We start from the raw sequence: 21,367 nt of genomic DNA, 5'->3' as shown, positions 1-21,367 counted from the left end.
GAGCAATTATGCTTGACCTTTAACTTCTTTCAGACCATTGAAAGGCGCTTTGCTACCTAATGCTTCTTCAATGCGGATCAGTTGGTTGTACTTAGCAACACGGTCAGAACGGCTCATAGAACCTGTTTTGATTTGACCTGCTGCTGTACCTACTGCTAAATCAGCAATAGTTGCATCTTCTGTTTCGCCTGAACGGTGAGAGATAACAGCGGTATAGCCTGCATCTTTCGCCATTTTGATCGCTGCCAGAGTTTCTGTCAGTGAACCGATTTGGTTGAATTTGATCAGGATTGAGTTAGCAATGCCTTTATCAATACCTTCTTTCAGGATCTTGGTGTTAGTTACAAACAGGTCGTCACCAACCAGTTGGATTTTGTCGCCAAGAACTTTAGTTTGGTATGCAAAACCATCCCAGTCTGATTCGTTTAAACCATCTTCGATAGAAACGATAGGATATTGCTTAGTCAGTTCTTCTAAGTAATGAGTGAACTCTTGTGAAGTGAAGGTTTTACCTTCGCCTTTCAGTTCGTAGTTACCCGTTTCATTGTTGTAAAACTCAGAAGCTGCACAGTCCATAGCCAGAGTAACGTCTTTACCTAAAACATAACCTGCTTTTTCAACTGCTTCTTTGATTGCAGCTAATGCAGCAGCGTTAGATTCTAAGTTAGGTGCATAACCACCTTCATCACCAACTGCAGTGTTCATACCTTTAGATTTCAGAACTTTCGCTAAATGATGGAAAATTTCTGAACCCATACGAACGGCTTCTTTCAAAGAAGGTGCGCCTACTGGTTGGATCATGAATTCTTGGATATCAACGTTGTTATCTGCATGCTCACCACCATTGATGATGTTCATCATTGGCAGAGGCATAGAATATTGACCGTGAGTACCATTCAGATCAGAAATGTGCTCGTACAAAGGCATACCTTTCGCTGCAGCGGCTGCTTTTGCGTTTGCTAAAGAAACCGCTAGGATTGCGTTTGCACCAAAGTTGGATTTGTTTTCAGTACCGTCTAAATCGATCATAATTTTATCGATATTAGCTTGGTCTTTTGCATCCTGACCGATCAACGCTTTAGCGATTGGACCGTTAACAGCAGAAACTGCTTTCAGAACACCTTTACCAAGGAAGCGAGATTTGTCGCCATCACGTAATTCTAAAGCTTCACGAGAACCTGTTGATGCGCCTGATGGTGCAGCCGCCATACCAACGAAACCACCTTCTAAGTGAACTTCCGCTTCAACTGTTGGGTTGCCACGAGAATCGATAATTTCACGACCAAGTACTTTAACGATTTTGGACATTCGGTTTTCCTCTGTACAAGTTAAATTTCCGAGAAAAGATACCCTATCTCTTCTCATATATTCTATTTTAGCAAGCCTCTTTGGTTATCAAAGGCTGCTTTCACAAAGCCAGCAAATAACGGATGGCCGTCACGTGGCGTTGAGGTAAACTCAGGGTGGAATTGACAAGCGACAAACCAAGGATGATTTGGGTTTTCAATAATTTCCACCAGTTTGTTATCTACTGAACGCCCCGCGATGCGTAAACCCGCATCTTCGATACGTTTTAACAGCAGATTATTCACTTCATAACGATGACGATGACGCTCTGTAATGGTGTTTCTGCCATAGAGTGTACGCACTAAGCTGTCACCACTTAAATGGCAAGGTTGAGCACCAAGGCGCATCGTACCGCCTAAATCACTTGAATCTGAGCGGACTTCCAGATTACCGTTTTCATCACGCCATTCTGTAATCAGCGCAATAACAGGGTATTTGCAGTCTGGTGCAAATTCTGTTGAGTTCGCGTCTTCCATATTTGCAACATTACGTGCAAATTCAATCATCGCGACCTGCATACCTAAGCAAATACCTAAGTAAGGGATTTTATTTTCGCGAGCATATTGAGCGGCCATAATTTTGCCCTCGACACCACGCTCACCAAAACCACCAGGTACTAAGATTGCATCTAACCCTTTGAGCATTTCAATGCCACGAGTTTCAACATCTTGCGCATCAATTAGTTTAATATTTACAGCTACACGGCTTTTGAATCCACCATGTTTTAGTGCTTCAATCACTGATTTATAGGCGTCTGGTAATTCAACATATTTACCCACCATACCAATGGTGACTTCACCTTCAGGATTCGCTTCTTCAAAAATAACTTGTTCCCATTCTGCAAGATTTGCGACAGGACAATCTAAGCTGAATCGTTTACAGATATAATCATCTAATCCCTGAGATTTCAAGAGAGAAGGAATTTTATAAATAGAATCGACATCTTTTAATGAGATAACCGCTTTTTCTGGCACATTACAAAACAGTGCAATTTTTGCACGTTCATTAGCCGGAATAACGCGGTCTGAGCGGCAAATCAGCGCATCTGGCTGAATACCGATAGAAAGTAATTCTTTTACTGAGTGCTGAGTAGGTTTAGTTTTTACTTCACCGGAAGCGGCTAAATAAGGCACTAACGTTAAATGTAGGTAGAACGTATGTTCACGACCTACTTCCGCGGCCATTTGGCGAATAGCTTCTAAGAATGGTAAAGATTCGATATCACCAACTGTTCCGCCGACTTCGACTAAAACTACATCATGGCCTTCACCGCCGCGGATAATGCGTTCTTTAATTTCATTAGTGATGTGAGGGATAACTTGAATTGTGGCACCTAGGTAGTCACCACGACGCTCTTTGCGTAATACTTCAGAGTACACGCGCCCTGTCGTAAAGTTATTACGACGCGTCATTTTAGTGCGAATAAAACGCTCATAGTGCCCTAAGTCGAGATCCGTTTCAGCTCCATCGTCAGTGACGAAGACTTCCCCGTGCTGAATTGGGCTCATTGTACCTGGATCGACATTAATGTACGGATCCAACTTCATCATGGTGACATTGAGTCCACGGGCTTCGAGTATAGCCGCCAAAGAGGCTGCGGCAATGCCTTTACCCAGAGAGGATACGACCCCGCCGGTCACAAAAATATAATTCGTTTTCATGCTGAACCTGAAAGTTTAGGTGTATTAGGATGATGGATATAACTGGACGGGAACACAGTATACCCGAACCTTATTTTCGCTACAAACATTCTTAGTAGTATAAAGTTCTTTTTCATCACGCCACTTATCCGTTTAAACACGAAAAAACAGTAAAAATTCAATAAACTAAACCCGTGAAAATATTTCTCAGCTATTTTAGCTTAATCCTTTCAGCTAAGATATCATTTTTGCTGAATAGATGCTTTATTTTTTTTATAGTATTAAGTGTAGCAGGTTTATAGCGAGATCTTTTGTTTCGGATCATGTGTTTAATTTTTTTGATACAAATCACATATTTTATGTAAACTAATGCAATATAAAAATATTACCTTACACAAAAACAAAAAAACGAAATTACATTTTATAATTTCGTTTTTTATAACTTTTTATAACTACAGGTTTAAAAAGGCTTTGTATCACAAGAAATTTACCGCATTTAATGTCACATCGAGGCAAATTTGCGAGTCAGAACTCACTCAATTTGTTGTTCTTTAGCTTGCTGCCAACTGATCTCCATCTCTTCCAACGTCGCATTTTCTATGCCTCTGCCTTGCTCTGCTAAATTTTTTTCGACAAAACGAAAGCGTTGTTCAAACTTACGGCAAGCTCGGTTTAATGCTTGCTCTGGTTTTTGTTTTAAATGACGAGCTAAATTAACCACAGAAAAAAGTAAATCACCTAACTCATCTTCTATACGAGATTCATCACGAGGGTTATTTTTTACCTCAGCAATTACCTCATCAATTTCTTCATAAACTTTACCTAATACAGGCTCTAATTCACTCCAATCAAAACCTACAGTAGCACAACGCTTTTGAATTTTTTCTGCTTTCATTAAAGCGGGTAACGTAGCAGGAATATCATCTAACAACGAAAATTGAGCTTTGGCTTCACGCTCTTGAGCTTTGAGCTTTTCCCAACGATGTTTTTCTGTGACTAAATTATTGTCACTTTCAGATGCAAAAATATGAGGATGGCGGCGTTCTAATTTATTGCTAATGGCTTCGCAGACATCATTAAAATCAAATAAATTTTGCTCTTGTGCCATGCGCGAATAAAAAACCACTTGATAAAGTAAATCGCCTAACTCTTCTTTTAAATCAGCAAAATCTTTACGTATAATTGCATCTAATACTTCATAGGTTTCTTCTAATGTATAAGGTGCAATAGTGTCAAAAGTCTGCACTTTATCCCATTCACATCCAGTATTAGGATCACGTAGCTGCGCCATAATTTCTAATAAACGAAAAATTTCACGATTTTCTGACATCACATTGCCTTTTAAATAAGTGTTAGCTTTATTCTGTTTAACCCATTTTTAGATAAAAAAATGCCGAGAACAGTTGTCTCGGCATCTTATCATTTTAATGTTTTAGTGAGAAAAGCGTTTCGCTTCTATCACATCAGGTAATTGATTTAGCTTAGCAAGAATACGACCTAATACTTGAAGATTATAAATCTCAATATTCATATCGATAGTTGCCAACTGTTGTTTCACATCACTACGACTGCTTACACCAAGTACGTTAACTTTTTCATTTGCTAAAATCGTGGTGATATCACGTAATAACCCACTACGGTCATTCGCTACAACACGCACCACCAGCGAATAACCACTGGAGTAATTCTCACCCCATACCGCATCAACAATACGCTCAGGGGCATGAGAAAGTAATTCAGCTAATTGCTCGCAATCTGAGCGGTGAATAGAAATACCCCGGCCTTTAGTAATAAAACCAGTAATATTATCGCCAGGAATTGGTTGGCAACAACGCGCAATATGGTGCATTAAATTACCGACACCCTCAACAACAATGCTGCCACCAGAGCCTGTGGTTCTTGGCGCTGGTACTTTATTTTCTAAAGAGCGAAGTGCTTCCTTATCTTCATCTTCTGCTGTTGCTTTATTCAATCTACTTTGAATAAAGTTTACTAACTGATTAATGCGAATATCACCAATACCAATACCCGCTAATACTTCATCGACACTATGAACGTTATAACGCGCAATCAGCAGTTTTTCTGCTTCTTTCATATTGATATCAAGATGAGCCAATTCATTGTCTAGAATTTGGCGTCCAGCGAGAATATTTTTATCTCTATCTTGTTTACGGAACCAATTATGAATTTTTGCACGGCCACGACTTGTCGTCACATAACCCAAGTTTGGATTCAGCCAATCACGACTTGGATTAGGATGCTTTTGCGTAATAACTTCAATTTGATCGCCCATTTGTAATTGATAACTAAATGGAACAATCCGACCACCTATTTTGGCACCAATACAGCGATGACCAACATCACTATGAATATGATAAGCAAAATCAAGCGGTGTTGAGCCCGCAGGTAAATCGATAACATCACCTTTTGGCGTAAACACATACACACGATCATCAAAGACTTGACTACGAACTTCATCGAGCATTTCGCCTGAATCCGCCATCTCTTCTTGCCATGCAATCAGTTTACGTAACCAAGCAATGCGATTTTCATAACTTCCAGTGCCACCTTTCGTTGCAGCACCTGTTGCACCTTCTTTATATTTCCAGTGTGCCGCAACGCCTAATTCTGCATCTTCATGCATTTGGCGAGTACGTATCTGAATTTCTAAGGTTTTACCTTCAGGGCCTAATACCACCGTATGAATCGATTGGTAACCATTAGGTTTAGGGTTGGCAACATAATCATCAAATTCATCAGGTAAATGACGATAATGAGTATGCACAATACCTAATGCGGCATAACAATCTTGTAATCGTTCAACCACAATCCGCACGGCTCTCACATCAAACAATTCATCAAACGCGAGATTCTTTTTCTTCATTTTGCGCCAAATACTATAGATGTGTTTGGGACGTCCATAGATATCAACTTCAATATTCTCTTGCTTCATATAGCCACGAACTGTACTGACAAAATTATCAATATACTGCTCACGATCAATACGACGCTCATGAAGTAATTTGGCTATTTTTTTATATTCATCAGGATGAAGATAACGGAAACAAAAATCTTCTAATTCCCATTTTAACTGCCCAATACCCAATCGATTGGCTAAGGGGGCATAAATATTAAAACACTCTTTAGCCGCGAGAACGCGTTCATCTTCTGTGGCATCTTTTACTTCACGTAAATGGGCGATACGTTCAGAAATCTTGATAACCACACAACGAAAATCTTCTACCATCGATAACAGCATGCGACGAACATTATCGACTTGTACCGAACTCATCTCATTAGTATGAGCGGCTTTGAGTTGACGTATTGCGTCCATTTCCATAACGCCGCGGACTAAACTCCAAATCGCGTCACCAAAATGTTCAGTAACAATTTCCTGATTAATAAGATTTACTTCGGCAAGAGGGAAAAGAAGCGCAGCCCTCATACTGTCTTTATCCATGCTCAGTGTCGAAAGAAGCTCAACCATTTCAACACCACGCCATAGTAGCAATTGAGCATCTTCATGCCCTTGAACTGTGCGATGACAATATTCCCAGGTTTGCATGATTTCACTACCTGCGTTGGCATGGGGTAAATTCAAACTATCTACCCATTTATCAACGGCAAACTCTCCTGCAGGAGTTAAGTGAGCACTTCTAACTGCAACCATATTCTCTCCCTACCCGATATAAATCTTATTTGCGACTTATTTGCTAACAAGGCGTTTACTTACGACTAAATAGCGCCATAGATTCCAAATGTCCTGTTTGTGGAAACATATCCAACATTTTTAAACTCGTTAGCTGGTATCCTGAATCTAATAATACCTTACTATCTCTAGCTAACGTGGTCGGATTACAGGAGACATAAACAATTTTTTCTGCGGATAACCTCACAATATGCGACATTACCTGTGCAGCACCTGCTCTTGCTGGATCTAATAACACCTTGTTAAATCCTTCTTGTGCCCACGGCATCATCGAAAAATCGCCTGACAAATCGGCATGCCAAAAGTGAGCATTGTTTAACTGGTTAAGTTCTGCGTTTTTTTTCGCCATTGCAACTAATGCAGGAACGCCTTCAACACCAACAACTTCACTCACCCGCTTCGCAATAGGTAACGTAAAATTGCCCATTCCACAAAATAAATCTAGTACACGATCTGCTGGCGATAATGCTAACCACTCCATAGCTTGCGTCACCATTTTAGGATTTATTTCATCATTAACTTGAATAAAATCGGTTGGCGCAAATTGCAAACTTAGACCTTCTATTTGATAGAAGGGTTCCCATTGCGTTGTTGTTAATCGTGCTATCTCGTCGTTATTACCTGCAAGATAAAACGTGACTTGATTATATTGAGAGAACGCTCGCAAACTCTGTTTATCATCGTCAGACAATGGCGACAAATGGCGTAAAATAATCAACGGTCCATTATCAGCAAGCACCATTTCGACATGCCCTAAATCACGCACAACAGATAACTGTTTAAGGCAGTTCCATAATGGAGATAACAAATCGTTTAATTGTGGCTTTAACACTGGGCACTCTTTTATCATCACTAAATCATTAGAGCGTTCTTGGCGAAACCCCATCACCAGACCATGTTCAGGATGATAACGTAAACCAAGCCTTGCCCTGCGCCGATAACCATACTCTTCACCGGCGATAACAGGTTCTGCGCTAATTACCACATTGGTTTCACGTTTAATTAAGTGAGACAGCACACTCGCTTTGGTTGTACGTTGTAGTGCAATAGGCACATGCTGTTGTTGGCAACCGCCACAACGTTCATAGTAACGACAATGAGGCGCTATTCGCTGTGAGCTAGTGGTTAAGCGTTTGATTACTTCACCTTTAGCAAATTGACGTTTTTCTTCAGTTAAGCGAATTTTAGCAGTTTCATCAGGTAATAATCCTTTAATAAAAATTGTTTTGCCCTCAGCATGAGCAATACCTTGACCATTAGCATCCAATGCACTGGCGGTCACTTCCAGAGTTGTAGCCTGTTTCTTCACAGAGCGTTTTTTTGGGGAGTAAAACTGCACCATAGTATTAAAGTTATGTAGTAATTGCGGATTAATGACGAAATGACATAGTTTGAGAATATACACTGTACTTTTACGACTTGTTTACAGGCATAACATGAATGACTATGCATTTCAGAATAAAACATGGTGAGAGTATAACATCGAACAAGTTATTTACTTAACTGATATAAGCAATATTTTTGTTAAGATGAAAAATACTTTAATGATAACAAGCTGTGTCATTCGCTTTATGAATTTTATATTGTTCTATAACTAACAAATATTATATATAACTTTTACCTTTACTATATTTACAATTAATAACATATATTTTCTGTTATTTTAATAACATATTATTATTTCTAATAAAAATCTAAAATTTATCGTTAATCAATAAGATAGATATTTCTTCGTTGATTATATATTAATCACAAACCATTAATTTTCTATATTCTTCATATGCATAATGATCAGTCATTCCACTGATATAATCTTGTATTAATCGTGTTCGATAATAAAATTCTAAAATTTTTCCTTGTTCAGAGTTTATATCATCTAACTTATCCAGAGCCTCGTTATAAGCGAGTTTGTGTTTCACTGATAGCTTATGATATAAACGCGTCTCAATAACATATTGAGGATGCTCATTATATTTATGCAGTCTTAAGAAGTCATCCGTCGATAATAAAAGTAATGGATTATAAATATTTAATAACCCACTAATCACACGATAGCCTTTCATTTCAAGCTCTTCGACTTCAGGATGGCTAAATACCCACTTTTGAGCAACACGCTTTAAGGTTGCTAATAATCGGTGCTCTGCACTATCGTCTTCAAGTAGTGCATAATTAAAACGCCCCTCATACACTTGAGGTAAATTCTCTATAAATCGATAAGCGGTATAAGGTACTAATTTCCCTGTAATATAAACACGTAAATACATAAAAAACTGATCTTGCATACTGCGTCTCGCTTCATTTTGATCAACTTTTTTATAAGCACGATTTACCGTGATATCAAACAGATCGCCTTCAGCAACATCGCCATTTTCACGCCAAGCATCGCGCAATAATTGCACCAGTCTATTTATATCAAAAATACCTTTTTCTACTGCATCATCCAAATCAGCAATGCAGTAAGATATATCATCAGCAGCTTCCATAATATAAGTCAGTGGAAAACGACAAAACTCACCCATATTAAGTTTTTGCCTCATCTCATTGACGAACTCCATCTCAGACCAATAATAGCCCGGTTTTTTCATCAAATAGTTATATTCAGCCGGTATTTCACCTTGCCAATGAGCGGGGCGCGTATATTTTAAAACACAGCCAATCTGCGCATAAGTGAGGTTCAGTTTCAGCAGATGATGCGCCATTCTAATCGCTTGCGCATTGCCCTCAAAATGACATAAATCTTGACGCAGTGTCTGTCTTAATTTATTGAGCTCAGTTTTTGCTGAATATCGCATAGGAAGAAAAGGACAATTATCGAATTCAGCTGTTGCCTCTGGTGATAACACATTGCGAAACCAATGTTTAATTGCGGCTTCACCAAAATGGCCAAAAGGCGGATTTCCAATATCATGCATCAAACACGCCATTTCAATTAGGCTTTCGACGCTATCAATTCGCTCACACAGCCCATACTCTTCAAGCTTACCTTGCTTTTTTAGCTCACTCATAATTTGCTTAGCGATATAGCGGCCAATCTGCTGAACTTCTAAAGAGTGAGTAAGGCGGCTACGAACGGCAGAATTTTGTTCTAATGGAAAAACTTGTGTCTTTTGTTGTAATCGACGAATGGCAGCAGAGTTAATAATACGCCCACGATCACTTTCAAACTGACGAGAAACTTGCATTTCATCATTAATATCAATATCGCTGCTATTATATTTGCGTTGATAATTTAGCTTCAGTTTAAAATCGATCATTTCTATCCTCTCGCTATTACGATGAAACGAATGCGTGTTATATCCCGTATTTCCGATAGATGCTAAACTCTATATAAAATTCTATTTATTATTAACCTACAAGGGAGTATGACACAATGAGAGTTGGTGTAATAGGTGCTATGGAACAAGAAGTCACACTTCTGCGTGAACAAATTGAAAACTGCGAAACATTATCTCGTGGTGGTTGTGAGATTTACACAGGTAAAATTAATGGTGTTGATGTTGCGCTATTAAAATCAGGTATTGGTAAAGTCGCTGCCGCCATTGGTACCACGTTATTACTTGAACATTTTTCCCCTGATGTAATTATTAATACGGGTTCAGCGGGTGGCTTAGATTCTAAATTAAACGTGGGTGATATCGTTATTTCAACAGAAGTGCGTTACCACGATGCGGATGTGACTGCTTTTGGTTATGAACCCGGCCAAATGGCGCAATGTCCTCCGGCTTTTATTGCAGATCCTAAACTCGTCGAAATTGCCGAAGAATGTATTAAAACATTAAAATTAAATGCCGTTCGTGGATTAATTTGTAGTGGTGATGCTTTTATTAACGGTGCTGAACCTTTAACGCGTATTCGTCGCACATTCCCTGATGTCGCCGCTGTTGAAATGGAATCTACGGCGATAGGCCATGTTTGTCACCAATTTAATACGCCATTTGTGGTAGTCCGCGCTATTTCTGATGTGGCAGATAAAGAATCACATTTAAGCTTTGATGAGTTTTTAGCTGTTGCTGCACGCCAATCAAGCTTAATGGTAACGACTATGCTTGATAAATTAAAAGACTAATTAAATCGATAAAATCTAAAAATTATTTTATCTATGATAACCCGTCTTTATTTTTTACTTGTTATAAGATAAAAATAGGCGGGTATTTCTTAAGATAAATGAGAAAAGATAATGCGTTTATTCATCACTATTTTGCTGCTGTTATCTGGCTTTTTTCCTATGGCGAACATTCTCGCTATTGAGCCAGCGAAACGTATTATTACACTTTCACCTTCAACCACCGAAATGGCTTATGCCGCAGGTATGGGTGAGAATATAGTGGGTGTTAGCGCTTATTCAGATTATCCTGAAGCGGCAAAAAATATTGAACAAGTTGCCAACTGGCAAGGTATTAATATTGAGCGCATTTTACTATTAAAACCAGATTTGGTGATTGCATGGCAAGGTGGTAATCCACAACGCCCATTAGATCAATTAAAAGAACTCGGTATTCCTATTATTTATTCTGATCCAAAAACTCTCGAAGATATTACCGATGATCTCACTAAACTGGCTGCTTATAGTCATCATCCAGATGTTGCATTAAATAATGCAGAAAAATTGCGTCAGCAATACCAAAGATTACAACAAAAATACCAATTAAATAATTCAACCCAACAGAAGAAAAAAGTATTTATTCAATTTGGTACCCAACCCTTATTTACCACATCAAATCACACACTTCAAAGTCATATTACCGAGCTTTGTGGTGGCGAAAATATCTTTGCGAATAGTTCTGTGCCTTGGCCGCAAATCAGTCGTGAGCAAGTACTTATTAAGCAACCTGATCTGATTATTTTTAGCGGAAAGCCAAATCAAATAACAGCTATTCAACAATTTTGGCAGCCACAACTTAATATTCCCGTGATAGCTATTGATGAAGACAGTTTTAGTCGCCCGGCACCACGTATTATTAATGCAGCACAGCAAATCTGCGAAGCCATCGCCAATAATGAGTGAGTGATTTATCAAATAAGTTAAGAAAGGTGTTTTGAAGTAGATTTTGGTTTTACCTTAAGAAAACACTTTTGACTTTGGCTTTAAAATCTCACCGATGAAAGTCGTGAGCGAGCAAGCAGTGCAACAAGGCAGGCAGCGCGCAGTAAGCGGAGCATACATAAGTATGTGAGCATGAGCATTGAGCACTGCTCTAACGCCGTGGCACTACTGCACAGCCACGACGCTAAATACGATAAAGGATCAGATACTGAAAGAAGAGCCGCAGCCACATGTACTTTTCGCATTAGGATTCGTCACAATAAAACGAGAACCCTCTAGCCCTTCGGTATAATCCACACAGCCGCCGACTAAATATTGCAGACTCATTGGATCAACCACCAGCGCAACACCTTGTTTCTCAATTGTCATATCGCCGTCATTCATGGCGTCATCGAAAGTAAAGCCATACTGGAACCCGCTACACCCGCCACCCGTAATATAAACGCGTAAACGCAGATTCGGATTTTCTTCATCAGCAATCAAATCTTTTACTTTATTTGCAGCCGCGTCAGTAAATTGTAACGGCAGAGCCATATCATCACTCATTGTTCACTCCAGACTGGGATCCCAGTAAAAAACAGCCAGCAAAAATTTTTCTTCCTGCTGATATAATGTGATGATTATCTAATACCTGCTCATAACCTTCAAGTTTGTTGTGGACAAAATACACTTTTTGCTACCTATCACTTTTTATGGTTAATATCATATAAGCAATAACAGTGATAAATCAAAATCTTGTTGTCGTGTATTTGGCTTCATCTGCGCTGTGCTTTAGAATACGCCTTAATCTTACGCTCACCCATCATTAGGAGTCTGACATGAGCAAGTCTGAAACGCTGTATAACCTCGCACAACAAGTGATACCTGGCGGAGTCAACTCTCCTGTAAGGGCATTTAACGGTGTAGGTGGAACACCTCTGTTTATTGAACGTGCTGATGGTGCGTATATTTATGATGCCGATGGAGAAGCTTACCTCGACTACGTAGGTTCATGGGGACCTATGGTGCTAGGTCACAATCACCCCGCTATTCGTGATGCAGTAACAGAAGCTGTACAAAAAGGGTTAAGCTTTGGTGCACCGACAGCCGCTGAAGTAGAAATGGCTAATTTGGTTACTGAACTGGTTCCTTCAATGGATATGGTTCGCATGGTGAACTCAGGCACAGAAGCGACCATGAGCGCCATTCGCCTTGCTCGTGGTTATACGGGGCGCGATAAAATTATTAAATTTGAAGGCTGTTATCATGGCCATGCAGATTGCTTATTAGTGAAAGCGGGTTCTGGTGCTTTAACCATGGGGCAACCTAACTCACCGGGTGTTCCTGCTGATTTTGTTAAACATACATTAACCTGCACTTACAACGACCTTTCTTCTGTACGTCAAGCCTTTGAAAATTATCCTGAAGAAGTCGCTTGTATTATTGTTGAACCCGTTGCTGGCAACATGAACTGCGTGCCACCCAAAGCTGATTTTTTGCCGGGTTTACGCGCATTATGTGACGAGTTTGGTGCACTACTCATTATTGATGAAGTAATGACGGGCTTTCGTGTTGCATTAGGCGGAGCACAAGATTATTACGATGTTGATCCTGATTTAACCTGTTTAGGTAAAATTATTGGTGGTGGAATGCCAGTGGGTGCATTTGGTGGACATTTAGAAGTGATGTCGAAACTGGCACCAATTGGCCCAGTTTACCAAGCAGGAACACTATCAGGTAACCCTATCGCGATGGCGGCAGGTTTAGCCTGTTTAAATGAAGTATCACAGCCAGGTGTTCATGAAACCTTAGATGAACTCACTACAATGCTAGCTGAAGGCTTAGTCGAAAAAGCACAACAAGCCGGTATTCCAATGGTGGTAAACCATGTGGGCGGTATGTTTGGTCTATTCTTCACTGACGCCAAAGAAGTCACTTGCTACCAAGATGTCATGAATTGCGATGTTGAGCGCTTTAAGCAATTCTTCCATTTAATGTTAGAGCAAAAAGTTTACCTTGCGCCTTCTGCTTTTGAAGCTGGCTTTATGTCTATTGCACATACCAAAGAAGATATTCAACGTACAATTGATGCGGCAGAGTATGCTTTTACTCAGATGAAAAACTAATGATCTGTTAGCTTTTTATAAAAAATATTCTTTAATATTATATTGCCGTTCATAATTGAACGGCATTTTTATCACTTTGCTGCTAATTAATAGCAAAAAGTATCAAATAAAAACGGCACTCGAAAAAGCGCCGTCTTCATTTGATAATGTGAAAATTGTTACTTATTCAGAAAACAAATCTTGTAGCCATTTAGGTGCGCCATCTTCATTTGTTTCTTGATTAACTGAAGGGCATAGCCCATCTGGGTTGGCTGTCCACACGGGTAAAGTGCGTACTCCTCCTCCCAAGCAAGTAAATGCCCCTTCCGCATTAATAGACATCTCAGCAATATCATCAGGCACTGGTGGGTTCAGTTTTAATGGTGCTTGGTTATTTAAATAATTGCGATAAAGTAATAAAGCCCCTGTAGCACCCGTTAAATTGGTTGGCCCATTGTTATCACGCCCCATCCATGCAATCGTCACTTCTTTTCCATCAATACCTGCAAACCAGCTATCACGAAGATCATTCGTTGTCCCTGTTTTACCTGCAAGATTATAATTACCAAATTTAGGCTTTAAAGTACGTTGCGCGGTTCCTGAATTAACCACTTGCTGCATACCAAACAACGTCATATAAGCAGCTTGAGGGGAAACCGTTGTTTCTGCTTGCGGATAACTTTGATACAACACGGTACCATCCTGTTTTATCACAGAACGCAACGATGACAGCTTAGCGCGATTACCTAAGCTACCAATGGTTTGGAACGTTTGAGCCACTTCCATTGGTGTTAAATTTAACGCACCTAATAACATTGCGGGTACTTTTTCCAGGTTTTCAGCCGGAGCGCCTAAGTTAATCCAAGTTTTAATCACTTGGTCTAATCCTAGTTCTAAACCTAAATTAACGGTTGGGATATTACGCGATGTTGCTAACGCATCCACCAGCATTAATCGGCCTTTATAACCACGGTCATAGTTACGAGGCTGCCAAGGCTTACCCCCCGGAATAGGAATAGAAATAGGTTCATCCGCTAACCATGTATTTAAGCGAAAACGCTCAGGTTCACTTAATGCAGTAAGGTAAGTCGCTGGTTTTGCAAGCGAACCAATAGAACGACGAGCTGAAAGTGCACGGTTAAAGCCAGCAAATTGTGGCTGAGAGCCCCCCACTAATGCTCTAACTTCACCACTTAAACGGTCTACGACGACCATCGCACCTTCAAGATCATCAATCTTGCGTGTTTTACGAATATCAGCAACACCCACTTCAACCGCTTTTTCCGCCGCATCTTGCGATACGGGATCTAACGTGGTGAAGATCTTAGTTCCTGATAAATCTTTAACTTTATCACCTAAATTAGCTTGTAACTCTTGGCGAACTAACTGCATAAATGCAGGTTGTGGAGTAAGTGCTTCACTACGTGATTTAACACCTAAAGGACGCGCACTTAGCACATCATAAAGCTCTTGGTCGATAATTTCTTGAGTCAATAGTAGCTTCAATACTATATTACGACGTTCTAACGCAGCTTTAGGATTACGCCACGGATTATAAGCAGAAGCCCCTTTTACCATTCCGACTAATAACGCTTGTTGGTCAAGACTTAATTCATCAACAGGGCGGCCAAAATAATAGAGACTGGCTAAAGGGAAACCGCGGATCTGTTCATCACCGCTTTGCCCTAAAAAAACCTCGTTAAGATACAGCTCTAGAATGCGATCTTTGCTATAACTCGCATCCATAATAATCGCCATATAAGCTTCATTGAGTTTTCTTTTTAAGGTTCTCTCATTAGTTAAAAATAAGTTTTTAACTAACTGTTGCGTTAATGTACTTCCGCCTTGAACTGCCTTACCCGCCGTAAAGTTAGCTAAAACAGCACGACCGATAGAGTAGAAACTAATGCCGTCATGTTCATAAAAACGACGGTCTTCAGTCGCAATTAATGTATCAACCAATAATTGAGGGAATTTATCTCTGCTTAAGAATAAGCGTTGTTCACCGTTTGCCGATTGCATCATGGTAATCAGTTTAGGATCAAGACGGAAAAAACCGAACTGACGCTGATTACTCATATTGGTGATACTGGCTAACGAATTTTGCTCAAAGGTGAGTTTAGCGAGGATTTGCTCTTCACGACCATCAGGAAAATCAAAAGGTCGGCGTAACATTTCTATCGTATTATTTCTTACGATAAATTCACCAGGGCGCGTGATTTTATTGACATGACGATATTGCATACCTTCAAGCAAACTCACCATTTCGCTCAGGCTATAATTCATGCCGGGTTCTAAATTTACAGTTCGCCCATAGACGGCTGCGGGTAACTCCCAAACATTGCCATCTAAACGCTCTTTAATTTGCGAATGTAGATAAACGCCATAAATACCCATTAAAACTGCAATAACTATCGCAATTTTAACTAATAACCAAAACCAAGAACGACCGCTTCTTGATTGCTTGACTGGCTTTTTCTTTCTACTCATGCATTGTATCTCTCATTGAAATCCCTTTATCACACCCTAGGATAAAGAAGCCTAATATTGTCGCTATTTTTCTAAGCAATCCCACAGGAAAGCTCTCAATTTAACTCTATTCTACTCATAAAATAGCACTAACTAAATTTTTTCACTCGTCGAGTTGGTGCTGTGCTTTCTGGCGAATCAGGCCACAAATGCTTTGGATAACGCCCTTTCATCTCTTTTTGTACTTCTTTATAACTACCGGCCCAAAAGGTTGCCAAATCTTGTGTTTTTTGAATAGGTCGATGAGCAGGGGAAAGCAATTCCATTACCACCGGCAATTTTCCATTAGCAACAATCGGGCTTTGTTTTTCGCCATAAACCTCTTGAATACGAATAGCAATAACGGGAGGTAACTCTAAATCATATTTAATGGCGACTTTCGTCTGTGTTGGCGCTAAATAATGCGTTGGAAATAAACTTTGTAGCAGCTGATTTTCATGCCATGTAAGCTGCTCTTTTATTAGCTTATTAATATCAAACTGTTGTAAAGCTTTTAAAGAGCAAATATTTCCTAATTCAGGTAATAGCCATTGTTCTAACGTTTCTAATAATACCGTTTCATTTAATGATGGCAATGATGCCTCAGGACACCATTGCTGGGCTAATGCAAGACGAATAAACAATTGCTCAGTCTCTTCACTCAATGCCAGTGCATTTAACCCGTTATCTCTTAACCAATTTAATAACGCTTGCTGCATTTGCTGTTTATCTGGTTTTTCTAACTGAGACTGACTTATCGTTAATCGTCCTAATTGGCGTTGTTGCCACGCAATAAGTACACCGCGTTTTTCGTCCCATTCGATGGTGGTATTATTTTTAACGAATTCAGGAAAGGTAGTTGATATTTCATCAATATCAATAGGTAAGGCCAATAAAATCCGTACATCAGCATAATGTGCATTTTGTAGCAGCAAAGGCGCTAAAATCCACGGTGCATTACTCATTACTTGAGTTTCATCCATCATCGCACCTTGCCCATTTGCTAAACGAAAACGCCCTTTATTATCGCGATTCTTAGCTACCCTATCAAAGAAACCGACCGCCAATAAGCTCGCTAATAACTCCGGACGAAATGTCCCTTTTCTATTTTGCGAAAGTTGTTTTTCTCGCTGAGCCCAAAATGAATTATTTTGTTGTGCTATCCACTCTAGATTAATTTCGCGTCCTCTTGGTGGCTCTTCTAACACCGCACACAAACGTGCTGCGGTGACATAATGATCGCCACTTTGCTCTCGTGCGTAATCTAATATTGCGGCCAAACGAGGTTCTATTCCCCATTGCGCCATCCGCAAACCACGAGGCGTTAATCCCCCCAATGAATCTATTGCACCTAAATGTTGTAATACATTTTTTGCTGCATTTAATGACGAAATGGAAGGGGTATCTAACCAAGTAAGCTGATTAATATCACGACACCCCCACTGCAACACAGAAATCCACAAGGACGATAAATCGCTGCTTAATATTTCAGGTATTTGATGTGTTGCTGCTCGTTGTGCTTGCTCTTGGCTCATTAGGTGCCAGCAAATACCCGCTTCAAGCCGCCCCGCACGCCCTGCACGTTGAACTTGTGAAGATTGACTAATTCGCTGGCGTAATAAGCTCGTCACTCCTGTTTTAAAATCAAACTGAGCGCGTTTCTCTATACTGCTGTCTACAACTAAGCGAATGCCTTCTATCGTAAGACTAGTCTCAGCAATATTGGTAGCTAATACAATTTTGCGATAACCTTTTTTTGTGGGTTCTATCGCTTGTTGCTGTTGTGCCAATGAAAGTGCGCCATAAAGTGGAAATATCAACACATCGTTAGCCACTTTTTCTTTTAGTATTTCTGCGGTACGCACTATTTCAGCACTACCCGGCAAAAAAATAAGCATAGAGCCTGTTTCTTGAGTCAATAAGCGCAGCGCCATTATCGCAACTTCTTGCTCAAAAGGCTGATGCGGATTAATGGGATAATAGTCGCGTACAACCGGATAACTGCGTCCTTGCGAACTTATTATTGGCGCATCAGGTAAAACGGTGGTTAATTTTTGATTATCTAACGTCGCAGACATAATCAAAATACGCAAATCATCACGTAGCCCCGATTGGACATCTAACAATAACGCCAGCGCTAAATCGGCTTGTAAACTACGTTCATGAAATTCATCCAAAATCACCAAGCTAATACCTGTTAACTCAGGATCTTGTTGTAATATTCGCGCCAAAACGCCTTCCGTAACAACTTCAAGGCGCGTCTGCTTGCTTACCTTACTTTCCGCTCTCATTCGGTAACCAATTGTCGCACCAACAGGTTCATTTAGCTGATTGGCTAAACGATAAGCAATGCTTTTAGCGGCAATACGTCTTGGCTCTAATAAAATTATTTTGCCATCAAACCCGCCCTTCTCAAGCAAATAAAGAGGAAGTGCTGTTGATTTACCCGCACCTGTTGGCGCATGAAGTAATACTTGGGGGGATTGTTTTAACGCAGCAACAATATTTTCGGTTACATCAAAAATGGGCAGCAAATGCACACACACTCCATTACTCATTAACTTTCTCGGCGGCTCATTGTAGCATTAGCGCTCTTTTAAAGGACGTATTTTCACCGGAGTCGTCATGAAATTTGAACAACCGCTACAATCCGCCACTTTACTAAAACGATATAAGCGTTTTTTAGCAGACGCCGTTACCCCTAATGGTGAAGAATTCACGCTTCATTGCGCTAACACAGGAGCAATGACGGGATGTGCAACCCCGGGTGATACAATTTGGTACTCAACCTCATCAAATACAAAAAGAAAATATCCTCATAGTTGGGAATTAACACAAACCCAAGTTGGGGATTGGATCTGCGTTAATACCTTAAGAGCAAACAGTATTATCACTGACGCGATAGCAGCAGGTGACATTCCAGAATTATCTGAGTATGACGAGATAAAACGCGAAGTGAAGTACGGCAGTGAAAACAGTCGCATTGATATTTTACTTAAATCAAATCATAAGGTTGACTGCTATATTGAAGTAAAATCAGTAACGTTATTAGAGGCGGGTAGAGGCTATTTTCCTGATGCTCGAACAGAACGTGGTCAGAAACACTTGAGAGAGTTGACCGCTATCGCAAAATTGGGCTTAAGGGCTGTCTTATTCTACGCCGTTCCCCATACTGGCATTACGGAAGTTGCTGTTGCTAAAGAGATTGACCCCAACTATGCTTCATTGCTTGAACAAGCTCGTGATGCTGGGGTTGAAATTTTATGTTATCGCATCAATATTAGTGAATACGATTTAACAATTGGGATGCAATTACCTTTTATTTCAAATGGTTAATTGATTTTAGTGATATTTCTAGTGGTATATGTTAAGTAATTTTTAACTAAAATGGCCTTTTTACTTGCGTGCCTTCACACCATGAGAAAACTTATTAAAGGAATAATTGCTATCCTCTCGGGCATCTGCTATTTATAGCGCCCTATTTTTTCTCCTTCCTATTTTTGGTGGGAGATTATTCAGAAATGCGTATGTAGGAGAAGCATTATGCAAGAAGGGCAAAAGCGTAAAACATCGTCCATGAGCATTCTCGCTATTGCTGGCGTTGAGCCATATCAAGAAAAAGCGGGCGAAGAGTACATGAACGAAGCCCAATTAGCGCATTTTAAGCTAATACTTGAATCTTGGCGCAATCAGCTCAGGGATGAAGTCAACCGCACCGTTACTCATATGCAAGATGAGGCGGCAAACTTCCCAGATCCCGTTGACCGTGCTGCACAAGAAGAAGAATTCAGTCTTGAGCTGCGTAACCGTGATCGTGAACGTAAACTCATTAAGAAAATCGAGAAAACACTGAAAAAAGTCGAAGATGATGACTTTGGCTTTTGTGAATCTTGTGGGGTTGAAATCGGTATTCGCCGTTTAGAAGCACGCCCAACGGCCGATTTATGTATCGATTGTAAAACATTAGCTGAAATCCGTGAAAAGCAGATGGCTGGCTAATCGATGAGTCAACGCCTCAGTGCAAATATGTGCTGAGGCGCTTATCTGAATCTTTAGATGAAAGAGATTACAGACTATATTGGGCGCTTTGCGCCATCACCAACGGGCTATCTTCATTTTGGCTCTTTGGTTACTGCACTCGGCAGTTATCTCCAAGCTCGCGCACATCATGGGCGTTGGCTTCTTCGTATCGATGATATTGACCCTCAACGAGAACCTCCTGGCGCTATTTCTGCAATAATTCATACATTAGAACATTTTGGCCTATTGTGGGATGGTGACATCGTATTTCAATCACAACGCCATGAGGCATATCGAGAAGTATTGTCCATGTTATGGCAACAAGGGGTTTGCTATCATTGTCATTGCAGCCGTCATCGATTACATGATTTAGGGGGTGTTTATGATAATCATTGCCGCCATCGATATAATTTAACCGATAACCTATTCAATGCATTTAAAGCGAATAAGGCATGGCGATTGATTCAACAGCATCCTATTTATCATTTTGAAGATGAAGTTCAGGGAACTTATTACCTTAAAAACCCCTCTCTCGCATTAGAAGACATGATTATTCACAGAAAAGATAACTTATTTGCGTATAATCTAGTGACAGTAATTGATGACCATTATCAAGGTGTAACAGAAGTCGTAAGAGGTGCAGATCTACTTGACCCCACTTTGCGACAAATTAGCTTACATAAACAGCTTAATTTACCTGTTCCTCGTTATGCTCATTTACCCTTAGCAATAAATCATGCTGGAAATAAATTATCGAAGCAAAATCATGCTCATGCATTACCCAGCACGGATCCGAGAGTCGTGATTATTGATGCATTACATTTTTTAAATCAACCAGTTATAACAGGTTGGCAAGATTATTCGTTATCCGCATTATTAGAGATTGCGACAGCCCAGTGGTCACTTTCTGAGGTAACTCAGCAAGGTAATCAACAACAAGGGTATGAATAAACTACACAAAGCATTCTCAAAAAATGTTCAGTAGGCTATGATTAGCCGCTTAATTTTTTTTAAT

At 40.0% G+C, this 21,367-nt stretch carries 14 protein-coding genes and 1 pseudogene; 6 read left to right on the top strand and 9 right to left on the bottom strand.

Annotated features, from left to right (window positions below; translation table 11 throughout):
* Positions 1-6 precede the first annotated feature (6 nt).
* The 6 genes from eno to dgt form a co-directional block, all read right to left on the bottom strand.
* Positions 7-1,308: a phosphopyruvate hydratase gene (gene eno / locus PH4a_RS11070; RefSeq protein ID WP_064719143.1), complete on the bottom strand. Its 1,302-nt coding sequence runs from the start codon at positions 1,306-1,308 to the stop codon at positions 7-9.
* 62 nt (positions 1,309-1,370) lie between these two features.
* On the bottom strand, positions 1,371-3,008 hold the full coding sequence (gene pyrG, locus PH4a_RS11065) for a glutamine hydrolyzing CTP synthase (protein ID WP_064719142.1): 1,638 nt from the start codon (positions 3,006-3,008) through the stop codon (positions 1,371-1,373).
* Between the two features lie 511 nt (positions 3,009-3,519).
* Complete coding sequence (mazG, locus tag PH4a_RS11060) at positions 3,520-4,317, bottom strand: nucleoside triphosphate pyrophosphohydrolase (RefSeq protein WP_129039775.1); 798 nt, start codon at positions 4,315-4,317, stop codon at positions 3,520-3,522.
* 102 nt (positions 4,318-4,419) lie between these two features.
* Entirely contained in the window at positions 4,420-6,657 is a 2,238-nt protein-coding gene (gene relA, locus PH4a_RS11055; RefSeq protein ID WP_129039773.1) for a GTP diphosphokinase, read from the bottom strand.
* Between the two features lie 55 nt (positions 6,658-6,712).
* Positions 6,713-8,038 (bottom strand): 23S rRNA (uracil(1939)-C(5))-methyltransferase RlmD, encoded by a 1,326-nt coding sequence (rlmD, locus tag PH4a_RS11050; RefSeq protein WP_129041892.1) that lies wholly within the window; start codon positions 8,036-8,038, stop codon positions 6,713-6,715.
* A gap of 403 nt (positions 8,039-8,441) precedes the next feature.
* Positions 8,442-9,950: a dGTPase gene (gene dgt, locus PH4a_RS11045; protein WP_129039771.1), complete on the bottom strand. Its 1,509-nt coding sequence runs from the start codon at positions 9,948-9,950 to the stop codon at positions 8,442-8,444.
* Positions 9,951-10,066: 116 nt separating this feature from the next.
* Here dgt and mtnN point away from each other — a divergent pair, with 116 nt between their 5' ends.
* A complete protein-coding gene (gene mtnN, locus PH4a_RS11040; protein WP_129039769.1) occupies positions 10,067-10,762 on the top strand; it encodes a 5'-methylthioadenosine/S-adenosylhomocysteine nucleosidase in 696 nt (231 codons plus the stop codon).
* Positions 10,763-10,873: 111 nt separating this feature from the next.
* On the top strand, positions 10,874-11,701 hold the full coding sequence (btuF, locus tag PH4a_RS11035) for a vitamin B12 ABC transporter substrate-binding protein BtuF (protein ID WP_129039767.1): 828 nt from the start codon (positions 10,874-10,876) through the stop codon (positions 11,699-11,701).
* A 240-nt stretch (positions 11,702-11,941) separates the two neighbouring features.
* Here the strand turns inward: btuF and erpA are convergent, their stop codons facing one another.
* Entirely contained in the window at positions 11,942-12,286 is a 345-nt protein-coding gene (gene erpA / locus PH4a_RS11030; RefSeq protein WP_064719135.1) for an iron-sulfur cluster insertion protein ErpA, read from the bottom strand.
* A 272-nt stretch (positions 12,287-12,558) separates the two neighbouring features.
* Between erpA and hemL the strand changes: the two genes are divergently transcribed.
* Entirely contained in the window at positions 12,559-13,845 is a 1,287-nt protein-coding gene (gene hemL / locus PH4a_RS11025; RefSeq protein ID WP_129039765.1) for a glutamate-1-semialdehyde 2,1-aminomutase, read from the top strand.
* Positions 13,846-14,007: 162 nt separating this feature from the next.
* Here hemL and mrcB read toward each other — a convergent pair.
* Together mrcB and hrpB are read right to left on the bottom strand one after the other, a co-directional pair.
* Positions 14,008-16,326 (bottom strand): annotated as a pseudogene (gene mrcB / locus PH4a_RS11020) (bifunctional glycosyl transferase/transpeptidase); the annotation flags it as partial.
* A gap of 116 nt (positions 16,327-16,442) precedes the next feature.
* Complete coding sequence (gene hrpB, locus PH4a_RS11015) at positions 16,443-18,872, bottom strand: ATP-dependent helicase HrpB (protein ID WP_129041890.1); 2,430 nt, start codon at positions 18,870-18,872, stop codon at positions 16,443-16,445.
* An 85-nt stretch (positions 18,873-18,957) separates the two neighbouring features.
* Between hrpB and sfsA the strand changes: the two genes are divergently transcribed.
* The 3 genes from sfsA (at position 18,958) to gluQRS (ending at position 21,303) form a co-directional block, all read left to right on the top strand.
* Positions 18,958-19,668 carry a DNA/RNA nuclease SfsA gene (gene sfsA, locus PH4a_RS11010; protein ID WP_129039761.1) on the top strand — a complete coding sequence of 237 codons (711 nt, stop codon included), beginning with the start codon at positions 18,958-18,960 and terminating at the stop codon, positions 19,666-19,668.
* Between the two features lie 207 nt (positions 19,669-19,875).
* The gene (dksA, locus tag PH4a_RS11005; protein ID WP_023580786.1) at positions 19,876-20,331 is read left to right on the top strand and encodes an RNA polymerase-binding protein DksA; all 456 of its coding nucleotides are present in this window, start codon (positions 19,876-19,878) and stop codon (positions 20,329-20,331) included.
* A gap of 57 nt (positions 20,332-20,388) precedes the next feature.
* Positions 20,389-21,303 (top strand): tRNA glutamyl-Q(34) synthetase GluQRS, encoded by a 915-nt coding sequence (gene gluQRS, locus PH4a_RS11000; RefSeq protein ID WP_129039759.1) that lies wholly within the window; start codon positions 20,389-20,391, stop codon positions 21,301-21,303.
* Positions 21,304-21,367: the final 64 nt, after the last annotated feature.

Origin of the sequence: Proteus hauseri (genome assembly GCF_004116975.1) — a bacterium.
GTDB classification, from domain to species: Bacteria; Pseudomonadota; Gammaproteobacteria; order Enterobacterales; family Enterobacteriaceae; genus Proteus; species Proteus hauseri.
This window is presented reverse-complemented; position numbering and strand designations above follow the sequence as displayed.